Genomic DNA, 23156 nt, shown 5'->3' with positions numbered 1-23156 from the left:
AAAAAGCCGCGATGGGCTTTTCCTATGTTTAGTTATGGCGTACATCTTCGATGGCGTGCACGTTATGGGTCATTGCACTGTTCAGCGTCTCTGCTGCCAAATCTGCATCACGATTTTTCAGCGCCATAAATACCTTAATGTGGGCTTCAACGCTCTCAAGCGTAATGCCCAGAACACGGTTTAACTCTTCGAGATAATGCACATAGATGCCTTTGAGCGACTCCATAACATGAATGAAAATTTTGTTATGCGAAGCTTTCACTATGGCCAGATGAAAGTCGTAGTCTGCCAGGGAGTACTTCTTGTAATCATCCCGATTGACGAGCATACGATTGAGCGCACTCTCCAACACCTGAATATCTTCATCAGTCGCATTCTCTACAGCCAACTCCATGCAACGAAACTCAACGGTTTGGCGAAACACACGCATATCGTCAAACTCTTCCTGAGAAAGATGCAAAATCGGCTGATTATCGCTGAATGCCCCATAGCGCGCGACATCCCGGGTAACATAAGTCCCCTTGCCCTGGTGCGTGATGACGATACCTAAATCACGTAGCTTTTGCACAGCACTGCGCACGCTGACTCGGCTGACCTGGAAGGTGGCCGTGAGTTCTGCTTCAGAAGGCAACTTACAGCCTGGCTCCCAGATGCCATCTTGAATGTTCTGCTTCATCTGTTCGTAGATCACATCCACGATATTGTGTTTTTGAATACTCGCCAGCGCCACGTTGTTCACTCACTTGTCCTACATGTTGGCCTTTTTAACTTTTTCACCGTCATGGCACAAGACGTTTTTTCTTTAATCACTCTTAAATCTCTTGACCAACACAATAAAAATATATGAATTTCATTCACTTGAGTATAAACCCGCTATTTTCGTAGCTTGCTGACTTATCCCATTTTTGTGAAACAGTCTGCAATTTATTGATCAGGTTATTGCTGCTACCTACAACCTCACGTACAACTCTCACATCAACTTGTTAGTCATGTTACATGAGGAGTTATTATGCCACCCCTTTTCGATTTAACGGGAAAAACGGCCTTGATTACCGGTTCAACGCGTGGACTCGGTTTTGCCTACGCCACAGGATTAGCGCAGGCTGGCGCTTCCGTCATTCTCAATGGCACCAGCGAACAACATATGCATCACGCGTTGGCACAGTTAAAAGCCCAGGGATTTAATGCGCGGGGCTTTCTCTTTAACGTCGCAAATGAGGATGAGATAGAGCGCGTTTTCGCGCAGCTTGATGAAGAAAATATCCACGTGGATATCGTCATCAATAATGCCGGCATTCAGTTCCGTAAGCCTATGCTGGAACTGGCCTTAAGTGACTGGCAGCGCGTAATAGATGTCAATCTCACCAGTGCCTTCCTGGTGGCTCGTGCCGCAGCGCGACGCATGGTGGCGCGTAACAGCGGTGGCAAAATTATCAACATCGGCTCACTCACTAGTGAAGCCGCCCGCGCAACCGTTGCCCCTTACACCGCAGCAAAAGGCGGTATCAAATTACTGACGAAATCGATGGCAGCTGAATGGGCAGTCCATAACATCCAATCGAATGGCATTGGACCGGGTTATATCCTCACCGACATGAACAGTGCGTTGGTAGAAAATCAGGAATTTAACCAATGGGTTTGCAATAGCACCCCCTCAGGACGCTGGGGTAAACCTGATGAGTTAATTGGCACAGCGGTGTATCTGGCCTCCTCTGCCTCTAACTACGTCAATGGGCAAATGATTTATGTCGACGGCGGTTGGCTCGCCACGCTTTAAGCCGCGGATTGCCTACCTCAAAAAAAGGCCAGAACATGTCTCAAATCAGGGTAAAAAATCAAATTAAACAGATAACAACGCTGCTTGGTAACACATTCACCGACAACATCAGCTCACAATCATAGGTTTAAAAATGAACATTAAACCCACTCGTACCCGTTTCTCTATACTGGCGATGTTGTTTGTTGTGACGGCCATTAACTATATGGATCGTGCCAACCTTTCCGTTGCGGGTTCTCACATTCAGGGAGACCTGGCGCTCTCACCAACGCAACTCGGATTGCTGTTCTCAATGTTTACCTGGTTCTACGCCATGAGCCAAATCCCGGTGGGATATCTGCTGGATCGTATCGGCTCCCGCTGGCTGTATGGTAGCGCAATTGTATTGTGGAGTGTATTCACCCTGTTGATGGGGTTTGCTTCACACCATCTTTTCGCCACCGCCACCGCTTCCTTTATGATGCTGCTGGCTTGCCGCGCTTTGGTGGGGATCGCTGAAGCGCCCTCTTTTCCTTCGAACACCAAGATCATTGCGACATGGTTCCCCGATCATGAACGTGCCCGTGCAACAGCAATCTACTCCAGTGCGCAATACATTGGCCTTGCGCTACTCACCCCGCTGCTTTCCCTGATCGTGAGCAAGTGGGGCTGGGAGATGTCATTTTATATTTCTGGCGCTGTCGGCATCGTATTTGGCATTTACTGGCTGATTCGCTATCGCGATCCACAACACAGCACGCAGGTCAATCAAGGGGAACTGGAGATTATTCGCCAGGGCGGTGGCTACGGTTCTGAAGTCAAAGGAGCAAATACGCGGGTGAACTGGCCTGAAGTACGCTTCATCTTGCGTCAACGCACGACATGGGGCCTGTTTATTGCCCAGTTCGCGGCATCGTCGACCCTCTATTTTTTCCTGACCTGGTTCATTGTCTATCTGGAAAAAGGGTTGCACCTGTCGATCGACAAAGCCGGGATTGGCGCCATGTTCCCTTACATCATGGCCATGGCTGGCGTGTTATGCGGTGGCACATTAAGTGACCTGCTGCTGAAACGCGGTCGCAGTCGTACCTTTGCGCGAAAACTTCCTGTGATGTCAGGCATGCTACTGACTTGCTCGATTGCGCTGGTGAATTTCTTCCAGGACCAACCCGTCATAGCGATTGGCATTCTCTCTATCGCCTTTTTCGCCAATGCTTTCTCCAATCTCGGTTGGGTGGTGTGCAGTGATGTCATACCACGCCATCTCATTGGCACCATTGGCGGATTTCTCAATATTTTTGGCAACCTATCCGGCATCGCCAGCCCGATTATCATCGGCATCATTCTGCAACGTACGCAAAACTTCCAATATGCGATGTGGTACATCGCAGCTGTCGCACTGGCGGGTTTCATCGCTTATCTGTTCCTGGTGGGGAAAATCGAGGTCATGGTTTCTCCAGATGAACAACCTACCCCGCGCGACAATGAAAAATATAAAACGCCTTCAAACGCTTAGGAGCAATAATGCAGCATAAAACGGTTAAAGCCGTCATGGTGGCGGGAGCCCATGATGTACGGTATGAGAATCAAGACATTGCCTGGGACAGCGATCAAGTGCTGGTGAAAGTGGAGCGCGGAGGAATCTGTGGTTCAGATATCCATTACTTCTTGCACGGCCGAGCAGGCATGTCGGTGTTGAAGTCGCCGATGGTACTAGGTCATGAGTTTGTTGGCATCGTAGAGCAAGCGCCTCAGGAGAGCAACTTGTTGGCTGGACAACGCGTGGCCATCAATCCATCGCAACCCTGTCAGCAGTGCGACATTTGCCGCTCAGGTAAACAAAATCTCTGCCGCTCGATGCGATTTATGGGAAGCGCACAATTTTATCCCCATGTGAACGGTGGTTTCGCGCAGCATGTGGTGGTCGCCCCAGAGCAGTGCATCCCTTACGCCGATAATGTTGAGGCTAAAGTGATCGCCTTTGCCGAGCCGCTTGCAGTTTGTATTCACGGCATAAAGCAGGCTGGAGATTTAACCGGCAAGCGTGTTTTGGTCACTGGCGCAGGGCCAATTGGATGTTTGGTGATTGCTGCTGCGCTAGCCTCAGGCGCAACGGAAGTGGTGGCGACCGATCTTAGCGAACGTTGCCGTGCGCTGGCATTAAAAATGGGCGCGGCTTCGGTCTGGGATCCACGTGATGAAGAGGTCGTTGGCGCTTGGCGTGAGAAGGGTGGCAGCTTCGACGTCTGCTTTGAAGCCTCCGGCGCCGCCGCTGCCGTCGCCTCAGTCGTTGCCTATACCCGACCTGGCGGAATTATCGTGCAGCTTGGTATGGGTCAGGCTGAGATTACCTATCCAATCGGCCCTCTTTTGGTTAAAGAAGTACAGTTACGCGGCTCGTTTCGATTTGTCGATGAATTTACCACCGCTGTGCGTTGGTTGGAGACGGGTAAAATTGATCCTCTGCCGTTACTGTCGGCAGAACTGCCTATGGATCAGGCGGTTGACGCACTCGAATTGGCCGCTGATAAGGAAAGGGCCGCAAAAGTACAGTTAGTGTTCTAGGTTTCAGAAACAGCAAAGCCGCCCGGAGGCGGCCTTAACGCTGAAGCAGAAACTGAAATTATTTGTACAGTTCTGCCGTCATGTGCACACGGTTATTGGTGTTCGCTTCAGTGATTTTGTACTGTGCGCCCTGCTGCTGAGCTACTGCGGCTACTTTCGCTTCTGCACCGTCCAGCGTTGAAGACTCAACGGAGATGCTCTGGGCAAAGCTGGCAGCAGACATCAGTGAAAGAGCGGCAGCAGCGGCGATGGTCAGTGTTTTAATGGTTTTCATGGTCTTATTCCTTTGGGTTGTGTGTGAAGGCTGTGTGCCTTCAATGAGGATAATAATACCCTAGTTTACCATTTCATTATTAACTATTAGTGCGATCATCATGATCGCACTAATAGTATTTTTGGTTATGGATCAGATCGGACTACGGACCTGCTGAGCAGGCAAGGTGCCTTCTGCTTCAGGCGTGGCCTCAGCTGCATGTCGCGCACCATACTTATTTTGTAACCACTGCTGCACCTGATCCAATAAATGCCCATCCAACGCGTAATAGCGCAGATAAACGCCCACGGTGATAGCGAAAAAGAGTAACGGCGCGCCTACCATAATCGCCTGCATACCTAAGAGGGTTGATGCACTTTGCTGCATATTTGGCACATAGCCAATCAGGCTAAGCACCATTCCGATAAACAGCCCGGCAAAAGCAGCTCCTGCTTTCACCACCATGGTTTGGACAGAATAGGCAATGCTCTCAATGCGGACACCCAGCGCGTAATCACCGTAGTCCACGGTGTCCGCCACCATAATCACTAGCATTACCCAGAAGAGTGCATTCCCAATATTCACCAATACACCAGACAGTGAGATAAGCACTGCGCCTTGCGGCGCCCAAACAGCAATCGCGAACAGCATAAAGCAGCTCAGCACCGGCAGCACCGACGCGCTGAGCCACAATACCCGACGGGAGAAAATGCGCACTAAGCGTGGGAACAACACAATGGTGATGAGGTTAGCCACACCGGCAAATGCCATATACCACGGGAAAAGGTCTTCGCGTCCAAAAACATATTTAAAGTAATACACGGCGAATGCTGTGATGATGCTATAAGCCAGGTTCCACGCCAATGCCATGATTAACAATACAAATAATGGTCGATTGCGGGTGATCATACTGAGCACGGTGCCGAGACTGTGTTGTTCGCTTTTTGCTGTTGTTTGCGATGAGGAGTACCTCTCATGCACATTCAGCAGCGTCACCAAGGTAGAAAGGATGAAGAAAAACACGATGATGTAAGTGAAGTAGAGAAAGCCCTCACCTTGGTTGCCGCCACCTAACCAGCGGATGGCGGGTAATCCAATCACCCCCGTGAGATAGCCTGCACAACTGGCAAAAAATCGCGGCCAGGGAATCAATGCTTCTCGCTCACGTTTATCCAGCGTAATGCAAGGTACCAGTGACCAGAATGGCACATCCATGATGGTGTAGGTAAATCCCCACAGCAGATAGGTTATCCAGATCCACACAATTTGGCCGGTACCCTGAAAATGATGAGCATGAAACACGGCAATCAACATCACTGAGTTCACTAACGTACCCAGCAAAATCCAGGGTTTAAATTTGCCCCAACGGGACCGGGTGCGTTCGACGATCCATCCCATAACAGGATCGGCTAACGCATCGAGAAATCGTGCCACCAGAAATAACGTGGCGACCATGCCCATCGAAATACCGGCCACATCGGTGTAGTAAAACATCAGATACATGTAGATGATGCCTATGGCGAAATCCTTGCCGAACGCCCCCAGGCCATAGCTGATTTTGGTCTTTAGCGACACACTCATGATTGACTCTCCTCCTTGAACGGGTGGCAACCGACAGCCATGAAGCAGTTGCCTCCACGCACAGGTAATTTAGCAGAAATTCTCTGAATATCAGTGATATGAAGGCAACCAGTCGCCATGTGCCGCAATCAGTTCGTCACACAGACGTATCGTATCGTCGATGGAGAGCTCCGCAGAGGTATGAGGATCGAGCAGAGCCGCATGATAAATGTGCTCTTTCTTGCCGGTGACCGCCGCTTCGATGGTCAGGAGTTGCGTATTGATATTAGTGCGATTCAGCGCCGCGCACTGTGGCGGAAGATTACCAACGTAGCAGGGAGTAATGCCTTGAGCATCTACCAGACAAGGCACTTCTACGCAGGCCTCACGGGGTAAATTAGTGATTAAGCCGTTGTTAAGAACGTTACCACCAATCTTATAGGGTTTATCAAGCATCATGCTTTCAATGATATAAGACGCATATTCCAGGCTGCGGGTATGGGTGAGATTTTCATTTTGGGTTAATTGCTCACGTTGCATATGCCAGCGTTCAATCTGCTCAATGCAGCGACGCGGATACTCATCGAGCGGAATATTAAACTGCTCAATTAATTCCGGATAATTTCGCTTGATCCAGTAAGGCATGTATTCCGCATTGTGCTCGGAGGACTCAGTGACGTAATAGCCGAATTTATGCATGATCTCATGTCGCACCCTATCATCATGTTGCTCTGTCAACGCCAGTGAACGGCGTCGAATCTCAGGATAGAGATCCACACCATTGCGTCGAATATCTAATAACCATGCCATATGATTGATGCCGGCAATATTGAACACCACATTGTCAGTTGGCATATCAACGCTCTTTAACAACGTTTCTGCGCAAACTTGCACGCTGTGGCATAATCCTACCGTTTTAATGCCGGTATATCTGAGCATTGCGCCCGTCAATGATGCCATGGGATTGGTATAATTGAGCAACCACGCATCTGGGCAAACCTCTTCCATGTCTCGCGCTAGATCAAACATAACGGGTAAGGTGCGTAAGGCGCGAAAAAGCCCACCGACGCCCAAAGTATCCGCAATGGTCTGGCGCAAACCGTATTTTTTTGGAATATCAAAATCAATCATCGTGCTGGGCTGATATCCCCCCACCTGAATGGCATTGATCACAAAGTCTGCTTGTTTTAATGCCTCACGTCTTAATTCAACACCCGCATATTGATGAATGCGTGCGCGGTTTTGGTTAATATTGGCATTAATGTTTGTCAGCATTTTGTAAGACTCATCGAGTCGCTGAGCATCAATATCATACAGCGCAATCTCAGCATCAGCGATATGAGCAGCAGCCAGCACATCACCGAGCACATTTTTGGCAAAAACAGTACTCCCCGCTCCAATGAACGTTATTTTCATTTTTTCACCTTATATTCCAGCACGACTGTGTCGATAAAACATAAACAACGATCAGGAGAAGTGATATGTATAAATGTGACATCCTTATAGCAGAATGGGATTGCCAATAAGGAAGTGTGATGAATATCTCACATTGCTTTTTATCAGGTAAATCGGCGTGCTAGCCGCTAAGAATGTGTGATAGAAAGTTTAAAAACCCCCTTTCATTAATGATTAGATATGGAAAAATATTTACTGCCTGAACATATGTTGCATTTTGGTTTGAATATTTATCAGTTTGGCCACGAGGCTTGTGTACCCGCTCATACTTTCGGCCCCGCAGTACGCCAACATTATTTATTGCACTATGTTCTGGCTGGTAAAGGGAGTTTACTTTCTGAACAGGGACATTGGGATGTTTCAGCCGGGGAAGCTTTTTTAATCTTCCCGCATCAGATAACCACCTACTCTGCCGATAAGAAAATCCCCTGGGAGTATATGTGGCTAGAGGTAGATGGATTGATAGCGCAGCGCACCTTTGAGCTTTGTGGGCTTAACCGAGAGACCCCCGTTTGGACGGCAGCATTACCACGAGGTCATCAGGCGCTGGAGGAGCTATGGAAATTATTGATTGCTGAAGACGCCGATCGTCCGATCAAACTGGCTGGATTAACCTGTTTATTATTCGATGCATTAATCAGTGGCGGGAAAAATAGTGCTGTCCCCACCAGCAATGATAATAAGCAGCTGGATCATGCCATTGCCTTTATCGAACGCAACTATCAAAACTCAATCGGGGTCAGTGATATTGCGAACCATTGCCGAATTGACCGAAGTTATTTGAGTCGAATGTTTCAAAAAGCGTTGGGTGTAGGGCCTAAACAGTATTTATTGCGTACGCGTATGAACATGGCGAAAACGTTACTGCAAGATGCATCATTGCCCATCAAAGTGATTGCCTATTCGGTTGGCTACAACGATCAACTCCATTTCTCTCGCGCTTTCAAACAACATTTTGATTTACCACCGACAGAATGGCGAAAACGTTATCCTCCAAACAGCGACTGTATAGAGCTTTAACATCATCGACGCCGCAGTCAGGATTTTGCCATCAGCGATTTAACCGTTGAGATAAAGTGCGGCCACTGATGGAAACGCATAATCGGCATATGGGCATGGCGTTGCGCCCTTAACGCATCGACAAATGCGCTGGCTTGCTGATCAATATCTTGATGATTCTGTTTCATGGGACTGCCCCTTTTGCGGAGAGTGTTAAGACGGAAAAAGCCGCCCCGTAAGGCGGCCTTTTCCGGCACTTCCCTGTGCAACCATCCGATATTATTTGTACAGTTCTGCGGTCATATGCACGACGTTACCGTTGCTGGCTTCAACAATTTTGTATTGTTCGTTTTGCTGATGAGCCTGTGCTGCGATTTTCGCTTCTGCACCATCCAGAGTCAGTGAAGTCGCGGTCACAGTTTGCGCAAAGGTGGCAGCAGACATCAGTGAAAGAGCGGCAACAGCGGCGATCGACATAGCTTTAATAGTTTTCATGGTCATATTCCTTGGTTTGTTTGATGAGAAGGCTGTATGCCTTCGATGGAGGTGATAATAACCAAGCTAACTATTTACATCTTAACTATTAGTGCGATTATTATGATCGCACTAATAGTTAATAAAATCAGGATAACTCAAGCGTTTCAATTACCTGCCGCACTTCACGTTGCTCTTCACTGGATAAAGCACGCAGTGGTCTGGGCAAATTGTTCTCATCAGCCAAGCCGAGGATCGCTGCCGCAGCCGACATCACACGGATGCTGCCACCATGTTGCCGGAACAGCGCCCAGAGCGGCTCAAGGCGACGGGACTGCGCTGCCACGGTGGCAAAATCGCCTGCCTGCGCAGCTTGCGTGAACAATAATGCCGTGTTGGGAAACAAGCCGCCGCAGACGGAAAACCAAACGTCACAGCCAGCCATCAAACCATTGCCCGCCGCGGCATCACCGCTCACGCCAATACGGATATGGTCCGGTAGATGCGCACGCAAGGTGTTCACGCGCTGCTTTGCGCTAGCTATCTCATCAGGCACTCCGGGGATTTTGATTGAAGCAATGTTGGAAAGCGCGGCTATCCGTGCGTAGAGCGGGTTCGAAAAGTCGGTATGCGTGGTGCCTGGATTATCATAAACACAGATGGGCAGCGAAACATTCCGCGCTACCTCGGTATAGAAGCCAAACACTTCTTCTTCAGTGAGCTTTTGGTAGGAAACCGCAGGTAATAACAAAGCGCTTACGCCTGCATGCTGCGCATCTTCCGCCAGTCGCAACACCTCATCCGTGCTGGTTGCGCCAATACTGACCATAACCGGAATGCCATCCGCGTGTTGAACCGCCAGGCTCGCCACGCGCTGACGTTGTTCGCGGGTAAAGTAGGCGTAGCTACCGGTTGAACCCAGCACGCCCAGCGAATCGACTTTCGCCGTTGTTAGACGCGCGAGAAGCGAGAGAAAGGATTTTTCATCAATGCCTGTCGCATTGACCGGGGTCAGCGGAAAGGCACTAAGACCTGAAAACATAGCCAGCTCCTGTTAGATAACGTAAAAGCGCATCTTAACAACAGCTGACTATTTGGCATAGGACAAACCGCTGACTATTTGGCCTTCCTTCTGAAACCTAGCCAGAACAGCACCAGCACCACGATGATCCCGGCAGCGGCCATGCCGATGCGCGACACCAGCATCAGCGGCGAAGCATCACCACCAGCACGTAGCGATTTCACCCTCTCCTCGCTGATCTGTACCTTGCTGTGCCCGATATCTTGCATCACATAGTTAGTCAGCGTAGCGATTTGGTGGTCGTTGAGTTGACCGGCAAAGCCAATCATCCCTTGCCCCTTTTCAGGCCAAACACCTTGCAGGACTGCCATCGCCACATTGTCTGCATTGGGCTTATTCAACACCGGATGATTTTGCAGTGCCGGTAGTCCATTCAGCCCCTCGCCTGTCAGGTTATGGCAAGATGCACAGTTATTGCGATAAATCTGTGCGCCTTCGCTTAACACGGCCTGCGGCGTATCGTCACCTCTTACCGGCGTCCAACGATTGGCCTGCGCAGGTTCAGCAGTGGCGCTATCCTGAGGTAACAAATAAGTCGCAATAGCCTGGCGGTCCTCTGGCGTCATACGCGAGAAGCTCTTATCGATCGCTTCCAGCATCGGGCCGCCCGCCGTTGCCCCGTTGCTGGCGTGGCCAGTCGCAAGATACTGCGCCAACATTTCACGTGTCCAATGCGGTTTGCCCTGCAAGGTTGCAGCTGTGATATCAGGTGCAAACCAAGTACCGAGTGACGCGCCCTGCAAGTTTTTGTCCTGCTGTTCCGCCATCAAGAAATTACGTGGTGTGTGGCACGTGCTGCAGTGGGTTAACCCCTGTACCAAATAGGCACCACGATTCCACTCTTCTGACTGCTTCTCGTCCGGCTGGAAGGGCTTACTATCCATAAACAACAGATTCCAGGCTGCCATGCTGAAACGCAGATTGAAGGGGAACGGCAATGCCGTTTTCTCTGGCTGAATATCTACCGGCTGCACACCCTGCATAAAGTAGGCATACAATGCAGCGACATCCTCATCGGTTAGCTTCGCGTAAGCGGTATACGGCATCGCCGGATAAAGCTGGCTGCCATCACCGCGAACCCCTTTGCGCAACGCATCGGCAAACTGCTGCTCGCTGTATTGGCCGATCCCCGCCGTTTTCGAGGGGGTGATATTGGTACTGAAGATCGTGCCCAACGGGCTGGCAATCGCGTGGCCGCCACTGAAAGGCGCTTTACCCTCTTCGGTGTGACACGCGCCGCAGTCACCGGCAATCGCCAGATACTCCCCGCGCTTAATCAATTGCTCATCCGCTGCATGCGCTTGTGAAACAGCCAACGCCAACGTGCCTGCTGCAAGCAGGGCTTTCCAGTGCTTAGCCATGTTGCGTCTCCTGCAGGATTTTGTCGGCGGTACGAAGAGCCAGCGCCATTGCCGTGAGCGTGACGTTACAGGTGCCCACTGTTGGCATCACACCGGTGCCAACCATAAACAGGTTCTGATGATCATGTGCGCGCCCCCATGCATCAGTCACACTGGTCGCCGGGTCGAGGCCCATAGAGAGCGTGCCGGTGATGTGCTGACGATTAGAGAACTTGCCGGTTTTGCTGTGCTTGATGTTGGTTGCGCCGAGTTTGGCCGCAATCGCGTCATAGCATTCACGCGTTTTTTCGGTGCCTTTGGTGACGTAATCGCTGACGTCCCAATACAACGAAGGTGTTGGCAAGCCCAGCTCATCTTTGTTGCTGCTTAACGTCACACGGTTGTTCGGATCGGGTAACTGTTCCAGCGCATTCTTGATGCTGAGTCGTCGGGCAGCACGGAAGCGAATCTCTTCTTCCAACTTCTTGCCGAATAAACCTTCAGCCAGCACTTCTTTAGTCACAGCAGCGACTTGAGACGCGTTAGAAATATCGATGCGGAATGGGGCATGTTCACTACGGAATTCGCCGTCACGGAATTGACCGATTGAGCACGGGCTAACAGGACCACGGCCTGGCCAGATCTCTTCATCGACATCAAAGGTGACGCCAATCGCCGGGTGATCGCACAGGTTACGCCCCACATTGTCATGTGCATTCGCAATGCCGTTAGGGAACTTGTCACTGACCGACATTAACAGCAGTTTCGGTGTTTCAATTGCGTTAGCTGCCAGCACAAAGGTTTCTGCCGTCACACGGTGGCTGACTTTGTTCCAGTCATAATAATTAGCCGCCACGATATTGCCTTTAGCATCGTGCTCGAGTTGATACACCACCGCTTCAGTAATCACTTTCACGCCACTGTTCTCTGCCTGCTGTGCCGCAATACCACCATGGTATTGCGCATCAATCGGACAAAGCGGCATACAGTTGTTATTGCCGCAGCATGCAGGACGACCGTCATAGCTGTGGCTATTACGACCGGTACTGTCATCCAGAACGGTAAAGTCAGGCGCAAGGCGGGCCGTCACACGCTGTTGCAGCCAGGAGGCTGGCACGCGTTCCATCGGATAGGGTTTACTGCGCGGTGAGCCATTGTCGGGTGAGCCGCCTACCCCCGCAATCACTTCGGCCTGATAGTAGTAATCTTCCAGGTCCTCATAACCTATCGGCCAATCTTTACCCACGCCATACTTGCTGTGCTGACGGAAATCGTTGGGAACAAAACGCCACAACTGCGCCGCCCAGTGCCAGCTGGTGCCACCAAACATACGGATATATTGCGCAGCAAAGGGATGTGGCCCCGCCTGATGCAAATAATCATTGGGCTCCGGCGTATAGCGCGGATGAGGTGCCTTTGGCGAGAAGGGATACGGTGACATAAAGTCAGATTTAAACGCCGACGCGCGGAAACGCTCAACGAGTTGATCGCGTCCGACTTTCGGACCCGATTCCAGTAACAGCACCGATTTACCGGCTTTTGCCAGACGTGTCGCCAGCAGCGAGCCATTGACGCCCGCGCCAATCACGACCACATCAGCGGAATTATTATTTTTCATAACCGACATGACTCTCTGAATCAGGGCTGTTGTGCCCAGCTACCACACTCGCCGTAAGAAAAGCCCGGCGGCACTAATTTGTCATCCACCAGCAGATTGGCGAGTGTATTCACGTAAGTGACGTAAAGTGCGTGATTGCCTTTGCCGACCACACCGTTGTACCAACCACCAAGAATCACTTTTGCCAGCTTTTCGCTGTCTGCGTCAGCGGCAAAGGTCAGATGATCCTGCTGTAACAGCGCTGGCTGATTCTGGAGCAGCGTTTTCAACTGCGTTAACGCCTGAAGAAAACCTTTTTGCGTTTGGGTAAGGGCGAGCAATAGCGCACGCCCCACCGTGGCATTGAGGTTTTCTTGTTGCGTCAACAACTGTGAGACCTGCATAAAATCGTCCAGCCCAGTCACATTAATCAGTGATTGCGCGGCATTGAGGCGCGGCAACGGTAAAAGCTGGCCAGCGGCGCTGGCTATAGTCACCAGGCCGACCATCTTTAACACGCGGCGGCGTGAGTAGTGCGTCATAATGTCTTCCAGTAAAAGCGTCGCCCGCGAGCGCGTGGGCGACAGAGTCGAAATTAAATCTATTTTTTATTTCTGCGGCGCATCAACCACCACGCCAGCAGCACAACAAACACAACCGCACCGAGGCCAACACCAACCTGCGCCAACATCACCAGCGGCGAAGAGGGGCCGCCACGGCGGATCTCAGCCACTTGCTCAGGTGAAACTGTCACTTCCACGTTACCGTAATGGTGCAATATCCAGTTCGATAGTGTGGCAACTTGTTGGTCATCAAGGTGATTAATCGCATTCGGCTGGGAACCGAAGGGTGGCATAAAGACATCACCTTTTGCGGTAGGACGCTGCACACCGTAGAGAATGGTGGCGATCAGGTTCGAAGGATTGCGCTCCGCTGTAGCACTATTATGGAATAGGCTTGGATAAAATGCGTCTTTTGTTCCTTCACCGCTGCTGCCATGACAAGACGCGCAGTTTCCAGAGAACAAACGTGCACCTTCATCGCTGGTGGGTGCGGTAAACGCATCTCCACGGAACGCCACTAAATTCTGTGCTGCCTTGCCCTGTTCGAAACGTGATGCACCGCTAGCAGGTGCATTTTTATCTGTCACGCTACTCATATATTCGGCTATCGCCGCTAAATCTGCGTCGGATAAATGCTGGAAACTGTGGGTAATCGCTTCTGCCATGCTACCTGCGGCCTGGGCCTTATCCGCAAGACGCCCCGTTTTTAAGTAGGTGATCAGATCCTGTTGCGACCACTGGCCAATGCCGCTCACTGCGTTAGCGGTAATGTTTGGTGCAAACCAAGGTCCTACCTGCGCACCGGTAAAGGCATCTCCCTCTTTCTCTTGCATCAGGAAACCACGCGGCGTGTGGCAAGTACTGCAGTGTGCTGCACCATCAACCAGATAACGACCGCGATTCCAGCTCGCCGATTGAGAAGCATCCGGTGTGTAGCCCGGCGCTTTTAAGAACAGCGCGTTCCAAAACATCATTGAGAAGCGCAGATTGAGCGGGAATGGTAAATGCGTCTCTTCGGTAGCCTTATCCACCGGCTGAACACCAGACATGAAGTAAGCGTAGAGCGCGTGGATATCATCATCGGTCAACGTGGCGTAAGCGGTGTAAGGCATCGCCGGGTAGAGATTAGCACCATCGGCACGCACACCTTTGCGCACGGCATCAGCAAATTGCTGCTCGCTATACTGGCCAATGCCCGCGATTTTAGACGGCGTGATGTTGGTGGCAATGATTTCACCGACCGGTGATTCGATCACTTTCCCACCCGCAAAAGGCTGTCCATGCTCTGCGGTATGACAGGCGGTACAATCTGAGGCTACCGCTAAATATTCGCCTTTTTTGACCAAGGCATTATCAGCGGCATGAGCGGCACCACTTGCCAGGGTAAGGACCAGCGCGATCTGTTTTAGCTTTAACATGATTACGCCTCCTGTGCCTGTTTAACGATGGCATCAGCGGCTTTAAAGGCGAGCGCCACCATCGTCAAGGTGCTGTTACCGCACGCGGTACTGGCCATCGCCCCGCCGCCCGGCAGGAACAGATTGCGGTGATCGTGAGCGCGACACTCGTTATCCACTACCGAATTAGCCGGGTCGTTACCCATGATGGTGCCACCCATGATGTGCTTGCTCTGGTTGTATTGTTTCGAGAACTTCTTATCGATCGCGCCCATCGCTTCGGCAATCTTGTCAGCGATCGGTTTGGAGTAGTTCTGGTACGAACGGCGAACATAGTCGCCCACATCGTAGTGAATGGCCGGTTTCGGCAGACCGAGCCAATCCTTTTTATCACTCAGCGTCAGGCGGTTATTGGCATCAGGCAGGATCTCATGCGCCAGCACGATATCGGCGGTGCAGGCGGTCATGCGACGGATCTCTTCATCCAGGGCTTTCCCGACCAGCCCTTTCTCCAGCGCGCCAAAGGTGACGAAGCGGTTGCGCGCAAAGTTGTTGAAGCGGAAGTAAGCTCCAGCATGCTCAGAACGGAAATCGCCTTGCGAGGTTTCCATAATGCCGCTGTTCACCACCGGTCCTACGCCCGCCCAATAAGGTTCATCCAGCGTCACGGTCATAGTGATTTGTGGATGGTCCATCATATTGCGGCCGACTTGATCGGAGCTATTCGCAATGCCGTTCGGGTTACGCGAATCAGCAGACATCAACAGCAGCTTTGGTGTTTCCAGCCCGTTGCACGCAATGATGAACAACTTACCGCTGACACGATGGGTTTGCTTGTGCTGATCGTAGTAATGCACCGCTTCGATTTGATTGCCAGCATTGGTTTCAATACGCCACACCACGGCGTTATCAAGGATGGTGGCACCTTTGGCTTCGAGGCGGGAAAGTGCCGTCGCACCATCATACTTCGCACCCACCGGACAAACCGGCACACAGTTGTTATTGGCGCAGCATGCTGGGCGATCGTCATAGGACATGCCGCTGTTACGAGCCTGCGCGGTAGGAATGTTGTGCAACCCCAGCTTCTCGCGCACCACTTCGGTAAAGCGTGCTTCACCTGGTCCAAACGGCAGCGCGGGCATCGGATAAGGTTTCGAACGCAGTGGAGGCCATTGCAGTGCCGGATCGTCCGGTCCGCAAATGCCCAGTTTATATTCAGCACGGGCGTAATAAGGTTCCAGCGTCTCATAATCAAACGCCCAGTCACGGCCAACGCCGTAGCGAGAATGCAATTGCATATCCGCAGGCGTTAAGCGCCAGCATGTCCCCGCCCAGTGCCAGGTCGATCCCCCCGCATAGCGCACATAGCTTTGCGCATAAGAGTCTTCGCCGCTTAATTGCAGATACCCTTTGCCCGCCCCTGCCGGCTCCGGATGCGGAGCCCAATCGCGTGACGGGTAGCACTCAATCGGATTACCTTTGGCCGCTAAGGGTAGATTGCGATAATTTTCAACAATTTCGGCACGCGAAACGCGCGGACCGGCTTCCAGCATCAATACCGGAATGCCGGCATCTAGCAGTTGCTCAGCGATCACCACACCGACCACGCCGGTGCCAACGATCACCACAGGTGACTGAGAAGGAGCTGCCATATTTAATCTTCTTTTATTGGTCAGAATTGCGGTACGGGAAGAACCGGTGTGTTGGTGCGGTGCCAGTTATTTGGCCCACTGATGCCGTAGGACGGAATCGTGATGGTGTCCATCGTGGTGTGCCAGGTCAGCGCCTGTTCATAAGCGAACGCTTTTGCCGAACGTTTCGGTTCGAGGCAGCCGGTGTACCAGCCAAAGATGATCTTGTGCGCCAGTTGCTGCAAAGCACCTTCCGGAATCGCCGGGAAGAAGTCTTCAACGATCTGCGCCTTATTGGCTTTGGCAATCGCCAGCAGATGATTGAGATTTGTCATTAGATCCGGCTGATCGAGTTCCAACAGCGCCAACATACGCTGCCCAACCGCATCATCCAGTTTGTGATTGACCAGAAGACGAGATATCTGCATGAAAGGAATGAAATTTTTCGACGAGTCTGCAAACGCTAAACGCGGAAGCGCCGAAGTGATCAGGCCGCCTGCCACGATCACAGCGCCGGACAGTAACACTCTCCGACGTGACAACTGGACCTCGCCAAGCGGCAGGTCTTGCAACTTACTCATGGTGTATCCCTGGTTAGTGACACGGCTCAAAACCCATCGCAAAGCGAAGGTAAAAAATCTAATTATTTGAATAACGTAACAGCACCGCGAGTTAACAATCACATAACGCAATGTTAATCAGATGCCTTATAACGACACGGACTTTTAATATAATAAATGGATCTTAAACAAAAGCCATACGTAATGATGTTTTAAAATCAAAAATGAGTGAGATTGGGCATTAAAAGCTAATGCATAATCACTTTGGGTGATGTGAGTCGCAATACATTTGGGAGATGCGAGGATGGGAGCTGTGAGGATTTATCATGAACATAAAAAAAGCCGCCATCCCAAAGAGATAGCGGCTTGCAAAACAGCATAAATTTACTTGCTCAACGTTGCATTCAGCGCATCAATTGAAGTCTGCAAGCCCGCTTCCACACTCATGGTGAGATCTTCCATCTCCAGCGACACGTCGCCGTTGTAACCCGTCATGCGCAATACAGAGAAGAACTCTTTCCACCACTTGAGATCCTGACCGCAGCCCACTGCAACGTAGTTCCAGGTACGGGTTTTCGTGTTCGTCACCGGTTGATACTCCATCAAGCCGTCAACGTCGGCCAAACCACGCTCAATGCGCGCATCCTTGCCGTGGACGTGGAACACCGCCCCTTCCAGCTTACGTGCAGCAGCAATCGGGTCCGCGCCCATCGCAATCAGGTGTGAAGGATCGAGGTTCATGCCGATCATGTCATCCACCTCGTGACGCAGGCGCAGCAATGTCGAGGGGTTGTACACCAATTGACACGGGAACTCTTCAATCGCGATTTGTTCGACGCCATGCTGTTTAGCGTGCTGGACAAATTTCTTCCACCAGGGAATGGCCACCTCATTCCACTGATAGTCGATCACGCCCGGCATATAATCTGGCCATGAAATCGTAGAGGTAATCCAGTTTGGCACGCGGTCTTCTGGCCCCCCACCTGGCAGGCCACTCATCATCACGATCTTTTTCACGCCCAACTTGCCTGCCAACTCAACCGCGCGATAGCTGCTTTTCGTGTGTGTCTCACCCAATTCACCCGGTGCCAACGGATTCCCCGAGCAGTTAAGCGCCACAATGCGCATTTCACGTTCAGCCAGCTCTTGCTTGAACTTCTCCAGTTTCTCTGGCGATGCCAGCAGTTCCTCTGTTTTAACGTGCGGGCAGGGTGACCATCCACCCGCCGTCATTTCTACACCCTCAATACCGTAGCTTTTGACTTTATCCAGCATCGCCGCGAAAGGTAAATCCGCCAGAACGTCAGTACATAATGCAAGCTTCATGGTTTAATCCTTCATCTGGTGCGTAAATCACGCTTTCTCAAATTGTTCGATAAATTCTTGTTTGGTTTTTGCATTGGCTAATAACGTCGTTTTCACTTCATCGCCGAGCAAATTGGCAATATCAGCCAATAGTGGAATATGTTCATTTTCAGTTGCCGCAACGGCAACGACGACAAACACCACCTTTCCAGCGCCCCAACTCACACCATTTGGAAATTGGAAAACCTGATACCCGGTTTTAATCACCTGGTCGAGGTTCTCTTTCGCACAATGAGGGAAAGCAATACCCGCCCCAATATAGGTAGAAACGCTTTTTTCACGCGCTAACATGCCATTGATAAAGCCAGGCTTTACATAACCGGACTGTTCTAACGCCTTTGCCGCGATCTCAATAGCTTGGTTTTTATTCGCTGCCCGACATTGCAAATGCAGCGCATCTTCCGTCAGTTTCAACATCGTCATTCCCCACTTTCCGCGAGAAGTTAGGTATTAGCGATAAAGCGCGGGCTGCTCTGGAATTACCACGCCATGTTTTTCGCCATCTTTGAGCGAGGCCAGACCGGCATCACAGACCAGCGCGACGACGTAGCCATCCCAGGAGGAAGGGCCGCTCATTTCGCGTCCATCACGCACGCTGTCAACAAAATGCTGAACTTCGCGATCGTAAGCCGTTGCAAAACGTTCCATGCAAGATTGCGCAATGTGCTGGGCATTGCCGTTAAGTGAACGGGTGCTGATGAACTGTTGCTCCGTCAAAGCGGCAATAGCATTTTCGCCGATCACCTCGCAGCGGATGTCGTAACCGTAGTGGCAGTTCACAAACAGTTCATCGTCAATACGAACACCGGATTCGGTTTCGAAGATCACAATCAGCGGATCCTGCAAGTGCGGCAATGCGCGGCTGGTTTTCTTACGCGGCTTGTCTACACGCACAGACGTGATGTTTTCGTTCAATAGATAACGAATGATGTCGATTTCGTGTGTGGCCGAGTCGTTAACCGCCATCTCAAGCGTGTAACTCTCTGGTACAGACGGATTGCGGTGAGCACAGTGAATCAACATGATGTCGCCCAACGCGCCCCCCTCAATTGACTGCTTCAGCGCCTGATAACCTGGGTCAAAACGACGCATAAAGCCCAATTGTAAAAGGCGCTTACCCGCTTTTACTTCTGCATCAATAATTTCTTTCGATTCATCAGCCGTTGGTGTCAACGGTTTCTCGCAGAATACGGGCTTGCCCGCGTTAAAGGCCGCCAAAATTTGCGCTTTGTGTACTGGACCAATTGAGCAAATAAATACTGCATCGACCAATTCGGAATTGATCATCTCTTCCGCATCATAAAACGCGGTGGCACCATATTCGTTGGCCACGGCATCGGCTGTTGTGTGGTTAATATCGCAAACAGCGGTGACTTGTGCGCCGGAAATAACATCGTGAAAGCGTTTCAGATGGTCCCGGCCAATCATGCCCAGACCAATTAAGCCGATTTTGACTGTCATTTATCTATCCTCAAGTTAAAAACGAAATTTCTTTTCAATCTGTTCTAACGTCAGGCCACGCGTTTCTGGCAAATATTTCACCAGCAGAATAAGCATGATGACGTTGGTAGCACCGAAGAAGCCGAAGGTCATGCCGCCACCGTAATGGCTAAGCAAATAAGGGAAGATGGATTGGATCATAAAGTCGAAGATCCACAGGCCAAATACCGCAAAGCCCATGCCGACTCCACGCATTCTTAATGGATAGATTTCCGCTAACATCAGCCAGAATACCGGCGCAATCCACCCCTGCATAAACACCAGGAATACCAACATCAAGCCAAGAATGACGTAAGGTGCGTTAGCGAAATTGGCATGCAGCGTATCAACACCGTTGATGGTTTCAGTGTGGAAGAAAAATTTGAACGCCAAACCAATCAACACCAAGCTTACAGTGACCCCTGCCTGACCGGTGAAGAACATTTTTCGGCGTGAATGCTTGCCGATCAACGCCATGCCCAGCAGCGTCGCCAATACCGAAATGATACCGTTTGCCACTGCGCCGGTTACCGCGGCAGCATCACCTAGCCCCGTGGCTTTCAGTACGGTGGGGGCGTAATACATGATGGTGTTTATCCCGGTCACACGCGTGGCGAGGACGATCATCAAACCAATCAATACCAGCTGTATCACCCAACGGTTTTTTAATTCGGCGAATAGATTAAATTTCACCTCGTCAGCCTTAACGATCTGCTGAATTTCCTTCACTTCACGGTCGACCTCTTCAGGCAGACGTAATGTCTTCAATACTTTGACCGCTTTTTCAGTTTCGCCACGGCGAATAAAGAAGCGTGGTGACTCCGGCATCATTAACATACCGAACCACAACAAAGCGCCCGGCAGTGCGGGAATCGCCAGCATGATGCGCCAGTTGTGCTGCATTTCTGGATAGAGGTTCACGATCGCTGCATTAACGGAGTATGCCAGGAATTGGCCGGTTACGATCATGAGTTCATTAACCGTCACCAAGCGTTCACGCTGGTCAGCTCGCGCTAACTCAGAAATATAAATGGGAACCGTTACTGAGGCACATCCCACCGCCAAGCCCAGAATAAATCGGGCCGCGATCATAGAAGGTACATCCCAGGCAAATGCCGTTCCTAATGCGCCAAACATAAAGATAGCGGCGACCCATAACAGATTTTTGCGTCGCCCCTGTTTATCCGATAAGTAACCGCCAAACAGTGAACCTAACGCTGCGCCAAATAACAGGAAAGAGGTGATAAAACCTTCCTGTGCTGGCGTCAGATTTAAGTCGTATTTCATAAATATCAGCGCACCGGAAATAACGCCGGTATCGTAACCGAAGCATAAACCACCAATCGTTGAAACGATGGTGATTAACCGCATACGCTGAGGATTTTGCAGGTTAGTTTTATTATACATAGCTGTTCCATCTGGTTGTAAGATAACACCGTTGCAAGCCGTATTTTTGGTCAGTCGTCGCTGAGGAATTTTACGCAGCCTGAATCAGAACATTTATTTAATGCACAACATGGTTATTGTTATTTTCCAGGCCACGCTGAACGCGTTGCCAGTACCCTTTTCGTTACGACAACGTTATATCAAAGTGAATTTCAAAAACCAGTTGCTCTTACCCACGCGATTTAACAGCGTGCGGAAGATCATATATTCCAATCTAAAAGCACAAAAACAAGTGATTGAGGTCACAATGCAAGTATTGTGCGTTGACATAGCAAGAATGAAGACAGATTGAAACAGTCTTTTTTTCACATATTTGTTAAGATATTTCTCACCAACTATAGTACGCATTTAATGCGTACTTTTCGCCTATGGTTTCGACAATGTTTTATTTCCACCTGTTCGCACACAGCAATTTTGATGATATTTTCATTTTGGTCGCCACCATGTCCCCACCGATTGAAAGTTCATGAGTCTCAGCACATCACCATGCGTTTCTGGTAATTAATTCGTGGGTAAATTTTGATCAAAATAAAGTGTGACGGCGATCAAATTTGTAATTTCGCCAAGGTTTATAAAAACAAAAATCAACACCTGGCACGATCGTAAAATCATCAACCCCCTACCTTTCAATGGATTAAATATCAGTAAAAAGCAAAAATGATGATTACGAGGCTGAGAACTAATGCAAGAATAGCGCTACAACAACAGGAGCTGCCATGATTACCTTTTGCATAAATGAACATCCCTCCGCCCGCGGTTTCGACAACAGTTTGCGTCCGCGCTTGGCGTTTATGTGCAAAGCAGAAGGTAAAGAAGAGGCCATTCCTCGCGTCATGCACAAGCATGATGACCGCTTTGAAGTGATGTTCATACGCTCAGGCAGTGGCATCTATAACATTGATGGCCGTGGCTATAACGTCAAGCAAGGCGATATCATGTTGTTCAACGCGAATGTCCTCCATGACGAAAGCCCTGAAGCGTCAGAGGATTTATTGATCTTCAGCTGCGGTGTCGAACAACTTAAGATTGATGGCTTGCCTCTCAATGTTCTAACCACGCGCGCCCAACCTGCCGTGATGCCCAGCGGTGAGTTTTATGATGAAATTTGCAAGTTGTTTGATCAGATGTGGGCGCACGTTAACAGCAAACGTCTTTACAGTGCCGAAATCGGCGATAACTTACTGAGCGTACTGTTATTGCTGTGCCGCAATATCTGGATTGAAAACAAACAAGAGCAGGAGAGCAATAACATCCTACTGGGACAACGCATCAAAGATTACATTGATAATCACTACAAAGAAGATATTGCACTGAGTTCGATCACCGCTGCCTTAAATATGAATCAATTTTACCTGGCGCACGTATTCAAAGACTACTCGGGTTATTCACCCAAACAATATCAGACGCGTCGCCGTATTGGCGAGGCGCAAAATTTGTTATTGAGCACCAGTCTGGGTGTCACTGAGGTGGCTAACGCGGTGGGTTACGATAACGTCAATAACTTCCATCGCATCTTTCATAATCTTGTCGGCATTCCACCTGCACGTTATAAAAAATTCTGGCTGACCGGGCAAATTAAAACATAGTTTTCAGCCATCCGACCGCTGACCTCTGCACAGGCTTATTGTAATAAGC

Annotated in this window: 22 protein-coding genes; 5 read left to right on the top strand and 17 right to left on the bottom strand. The window is 50.3% G+C overall.

What is annotated here, in order from left to right; genetic code table 11:
• Positions 1-28: 28 nt before the first annotated feature.
• Positions 29-730 carry a FadR/GntR family transcriptional regulator gene (locus F3J38_RS02590; protein WP_167135566.1) on the bottom strand — a complete coding sequence of 234 codons (702 nt, stop codon included), beginning with the start codon at positions 728-730 and terminating at the stop codon, positions 29-31.
• Between the two features lie 279 nt (positions 731-1009).
• Here F3J38_RS02590 and F3J38_RS02585 point away from each other — a divergent pair, with 279 nt between their 5' ends.
• The 3 genes from F3J38_RS02585 to idnD all read left to right on the top strand — a co-directional run bounded on the left by F3J38_RS02585 (position 1010) and on the right by idnD (position 4321).
• Positions 1010-1777: an SDR family oxidoreductase gene (locus F3J38_RS02585; RefSeq protein ID WP_167134812.1), complete on the top strand. Its 768-nt coding sequence runs from the start codon at positions 1010-1012 to the stop codon at positions 1775-1777.
• Between the two features lie 133 nt (positions 1778-1910).
• Positions 1911-3272, top strand: a complete 1362-nt coding sequence (locus F3J38_RS02580) for an MFS transporter (RefSeq protein WP_205298087.1) — start codon at positions 1911-1913, stop codon at positions 3270-3272.
• A gap of 8 nt (positions 3273-3280) precedes the next feature.
• A complete protein-coding gene (idnD, locus tag F3J38_RS02575) occupies positions 3281-4321 on the top strand; it encodes an L-idonate 5-dehydrogenase (protein WP_167134810.1) in 1041 nt (346 codons plus the stop codon).
• A 58-nt stretch (positions 4322-4379) separates the two neighbouring features.
• Here idnD and F3J38_RS02570 read toward each other — a convergent pair whose 3' ends face one another.
• The 3 genes from F3J38_RS02570 to F3J38_RS02560 form a co-directional block, all read right to left on the bottom strand.
• Positions 4380-4595 (bottom strand): YdgH/BhsA/McbA-like domain containing protein, encoded by a 216-nt coding sequence (locus F3J38_RS02570; RefSeq protein WP_034829885.1) that lies wholly within the window; start codon positions 4593-4595, stop codon positions 4380-4382.
• Between the two features lie 132 nt (positions 4596-4727).
• The gene (gene melB, locus F3J38_RS02565) at positions 4728-6155 is read right to left on the bottom strand and encodes a melibiose:sodium transporter MelB (protein ID WP_167134808.1); all 1428 of its coding nucleotides are present in this window, start codon (positions 6153-6155) and stop codon (positions 4728-4730) included.
• A 90-nt stretch (positions 6156-6245) separates the two neighbouring features.
• Positions 6246-7550: an alpha-glucosidase/alpha-galactosidase gene (locus F3J38_RS02560; protein WP_167134806.1), complete on the bottom strand. Its 1305-nt coding sequence runs from the start codon at positions 7548-7550 to the stop codon at positions 6246-6248.
• Positions 7551-7769: 219 nt separating this feature from the next.
• Between F3J38_RS02560 and F3J38_RS02555 the strand changes: the two genes are divergently transcribed.
• Positions 7770-8609, top strand: a complete 840-nt coding sequence (locus F3J38_RS02555) for an AraC family transcriptional regulator (RefSeq protein ID WP_167134804.1) — start codon at positions 7770-7772, stop codon at positions 8607-8609.
• A 17-nt stretch (positions 8610-8626) separates the two neighbouring features.
• Here the strand turns inward: F3J38_RS02555 and F3J38_RS02550 are convergent, their stop codons facing one another.
• The 13 genes from F3J38_RS02550 to F3J38_RS02490 form a co-directional block, all read right to left on the bottom strand.
• A complete protein-coding gene (locus F3J38_RS02550) occupies positions 8627-8776 on the bottom strand; it encodes a hypothetical protein (RefSeq protein ID WP_167134802.1) in 150 nt (49 codons plus the stop codon).
• A 91-nt stretch (positions 8777-8867) separates the two neighbouring features.
• Positions 8868-9083, bottom strand: coding sequence for a DUF1471 domain-containing protein (locus F3J38_RS02545; RefSeq protein ID WP_084931675.1), 216 nt, complete (start codon positions 9081-9083; stop codon positions 8868-8870).
• 127 nt (positions 9084-9210) lie between these two features.
• Complete coding sequence (locus F3J38_RS02540; RefSeq protein WP_167134800.1) at positions 9211-10104, bottom strand: dihydrodipicolinate synthase family protein; 894 nt, start codon at positions 10102-10104, stop codon at positions 9211-9213.
• Between the two features lie 74 nt (positions 10105-10178).
• A complete protein-coding gene (locus F3J38_RS02535; protein WP_167134798.1) occupies positions 10179-11504 on the bottom strand; it encodes a cytochrome c in 1326 nt (441 codons plus the stop codon).
• The gene (locus F3J38_RS02530; RefSeq protein WP_167134796.1) at positions 11497-13101 is read right to left on the bottom strand and encodes a GMC family oxidoreductase; all 1605 of its coding nucleotides are present in this window, start codon (positions 13099-13101) and stop codon (positions 11497-11499) included. The genes F3J38_RS02535 and F3J38_RS02530 overlap by 8 nt, the downstream gene beginning before the upstream one ends.
• A gap of 20 nt (positions 13102-13121) precedes the next feature.
• Positions 13122-13622 carry a sugar dehydrogenase complex small subunit gene (locus F3J38_RS02525; protein ID WP_167134795.1) on the bottom strand — a complete coding sequence of 167 codons (501 nt, stop codon included), beginning with the start codon at positions 13620-13622 and terminating at the stop codon, positions 13122-13124.
• Positions 13623-13681: 59 nt separating this feature from the next.
• Positions 13682-15061, bottom strand: a complete 1380-nt coding sequence (locus F3J38_RS02520) for a c-type cytochrome (RefSeq protein WP_167134793.1) — start codon at positions 15059-15061, stop codon at positions 13682-13684.
• Between the two features lie 2 nt (positions 15062-15063).
• Positions 15064-16692, bottom strand: a complete 1629-nt coding sequence (locus tag F3J38_RS02515) for a GMC family oxidoreductase (RefSeq protein WP_167134791.1) — start codon at positions 16690-16692, stop codon at positions 15064-15066.
• 20 nt (positions 16693-16712) lie between these two features.
• Positions 16713-17252, bottom strand: a complete 540-nt coding sequence (locus F3J38_RS02510) for a sugar dehydrogenase complex small subunit (RefSeq protein ID WP_167134789.1) — start codon at positions 17250-17252, stop codon at positions 16713-16715.
• A 363-nt stretch (positions 17253-17615) separates the two neighbouring features.
• On the bottom strand, positions 17616-18557 hold the full coding sequence (locus F3J38_RS02505) for a sugar phosphate isomerase/epimerase family protein (RefSeq protein WP_097119039.1): 942 nt from the start codon (positions 18555-18557) through the stop codon (positions 17616-17618).
• Between the two features lie 27 nt (positions 18558-18584).
• Entirely contained in the window at positions 18585-19013 is a 429-nt protein-coding gene (locus tag F3J38_RS02500) for a PTS mannitol transporter subunit IIA (RefSeq protein ID WP_034829911.1), read from the bottom strand.
• 33 nt (positions 19014-19046) lie between these two features.
• Positions 19047-20057, bottom strand: coding sequence for a Gfo/Idh/MocA family protein (locus F3J38_RS02495; RefSeq protein ID WP_167134787.1), 1011 nt, complete (start codon positions 20055-20057; stop codon positions 19047-19049).
• Between the two features lie 15 nt (positions 20058-20072).
• On the bottom strand, positions 20073-21482 hold the full coding sequence (locus F3J38_RS02490) for a sugar porter family MFS transporter (protein ID WP_167134785.1): 1410 nt from the start codon (positions 21480-21482) through the stop codon (positions 20073-20075).
• Positions 21483-22237: 755 nt separating this feature from the next.
• Here F3J38_RS02490 and F3J38_RS02485 point away from each other — a divergent pair.
• Positions 22238-23107, top strand: a complete 870-nt coding sequence (locus F3J38_RS02485; protein WP_167134784.1) for an AraC family transcriptional regulator — start codon at positions 22238-22240, stop codon at positions 23105-23107.
• Positions 23108-23156 lie beyond the last annotated feature (49 nt).

This window comes from Candidatus Pantoea formicae, assembly GCF_011752625.1.
Taxonomy (GTDB): Bacteria; Pseudomonadota; Gammaproteobacteria; order Enterobacterales; family Enterobacteriaceae; genus Pantoea; species Pantoea formicae.
This window is presented reverse-complemented; position numbering and strand designations above follow the sequence as displayed.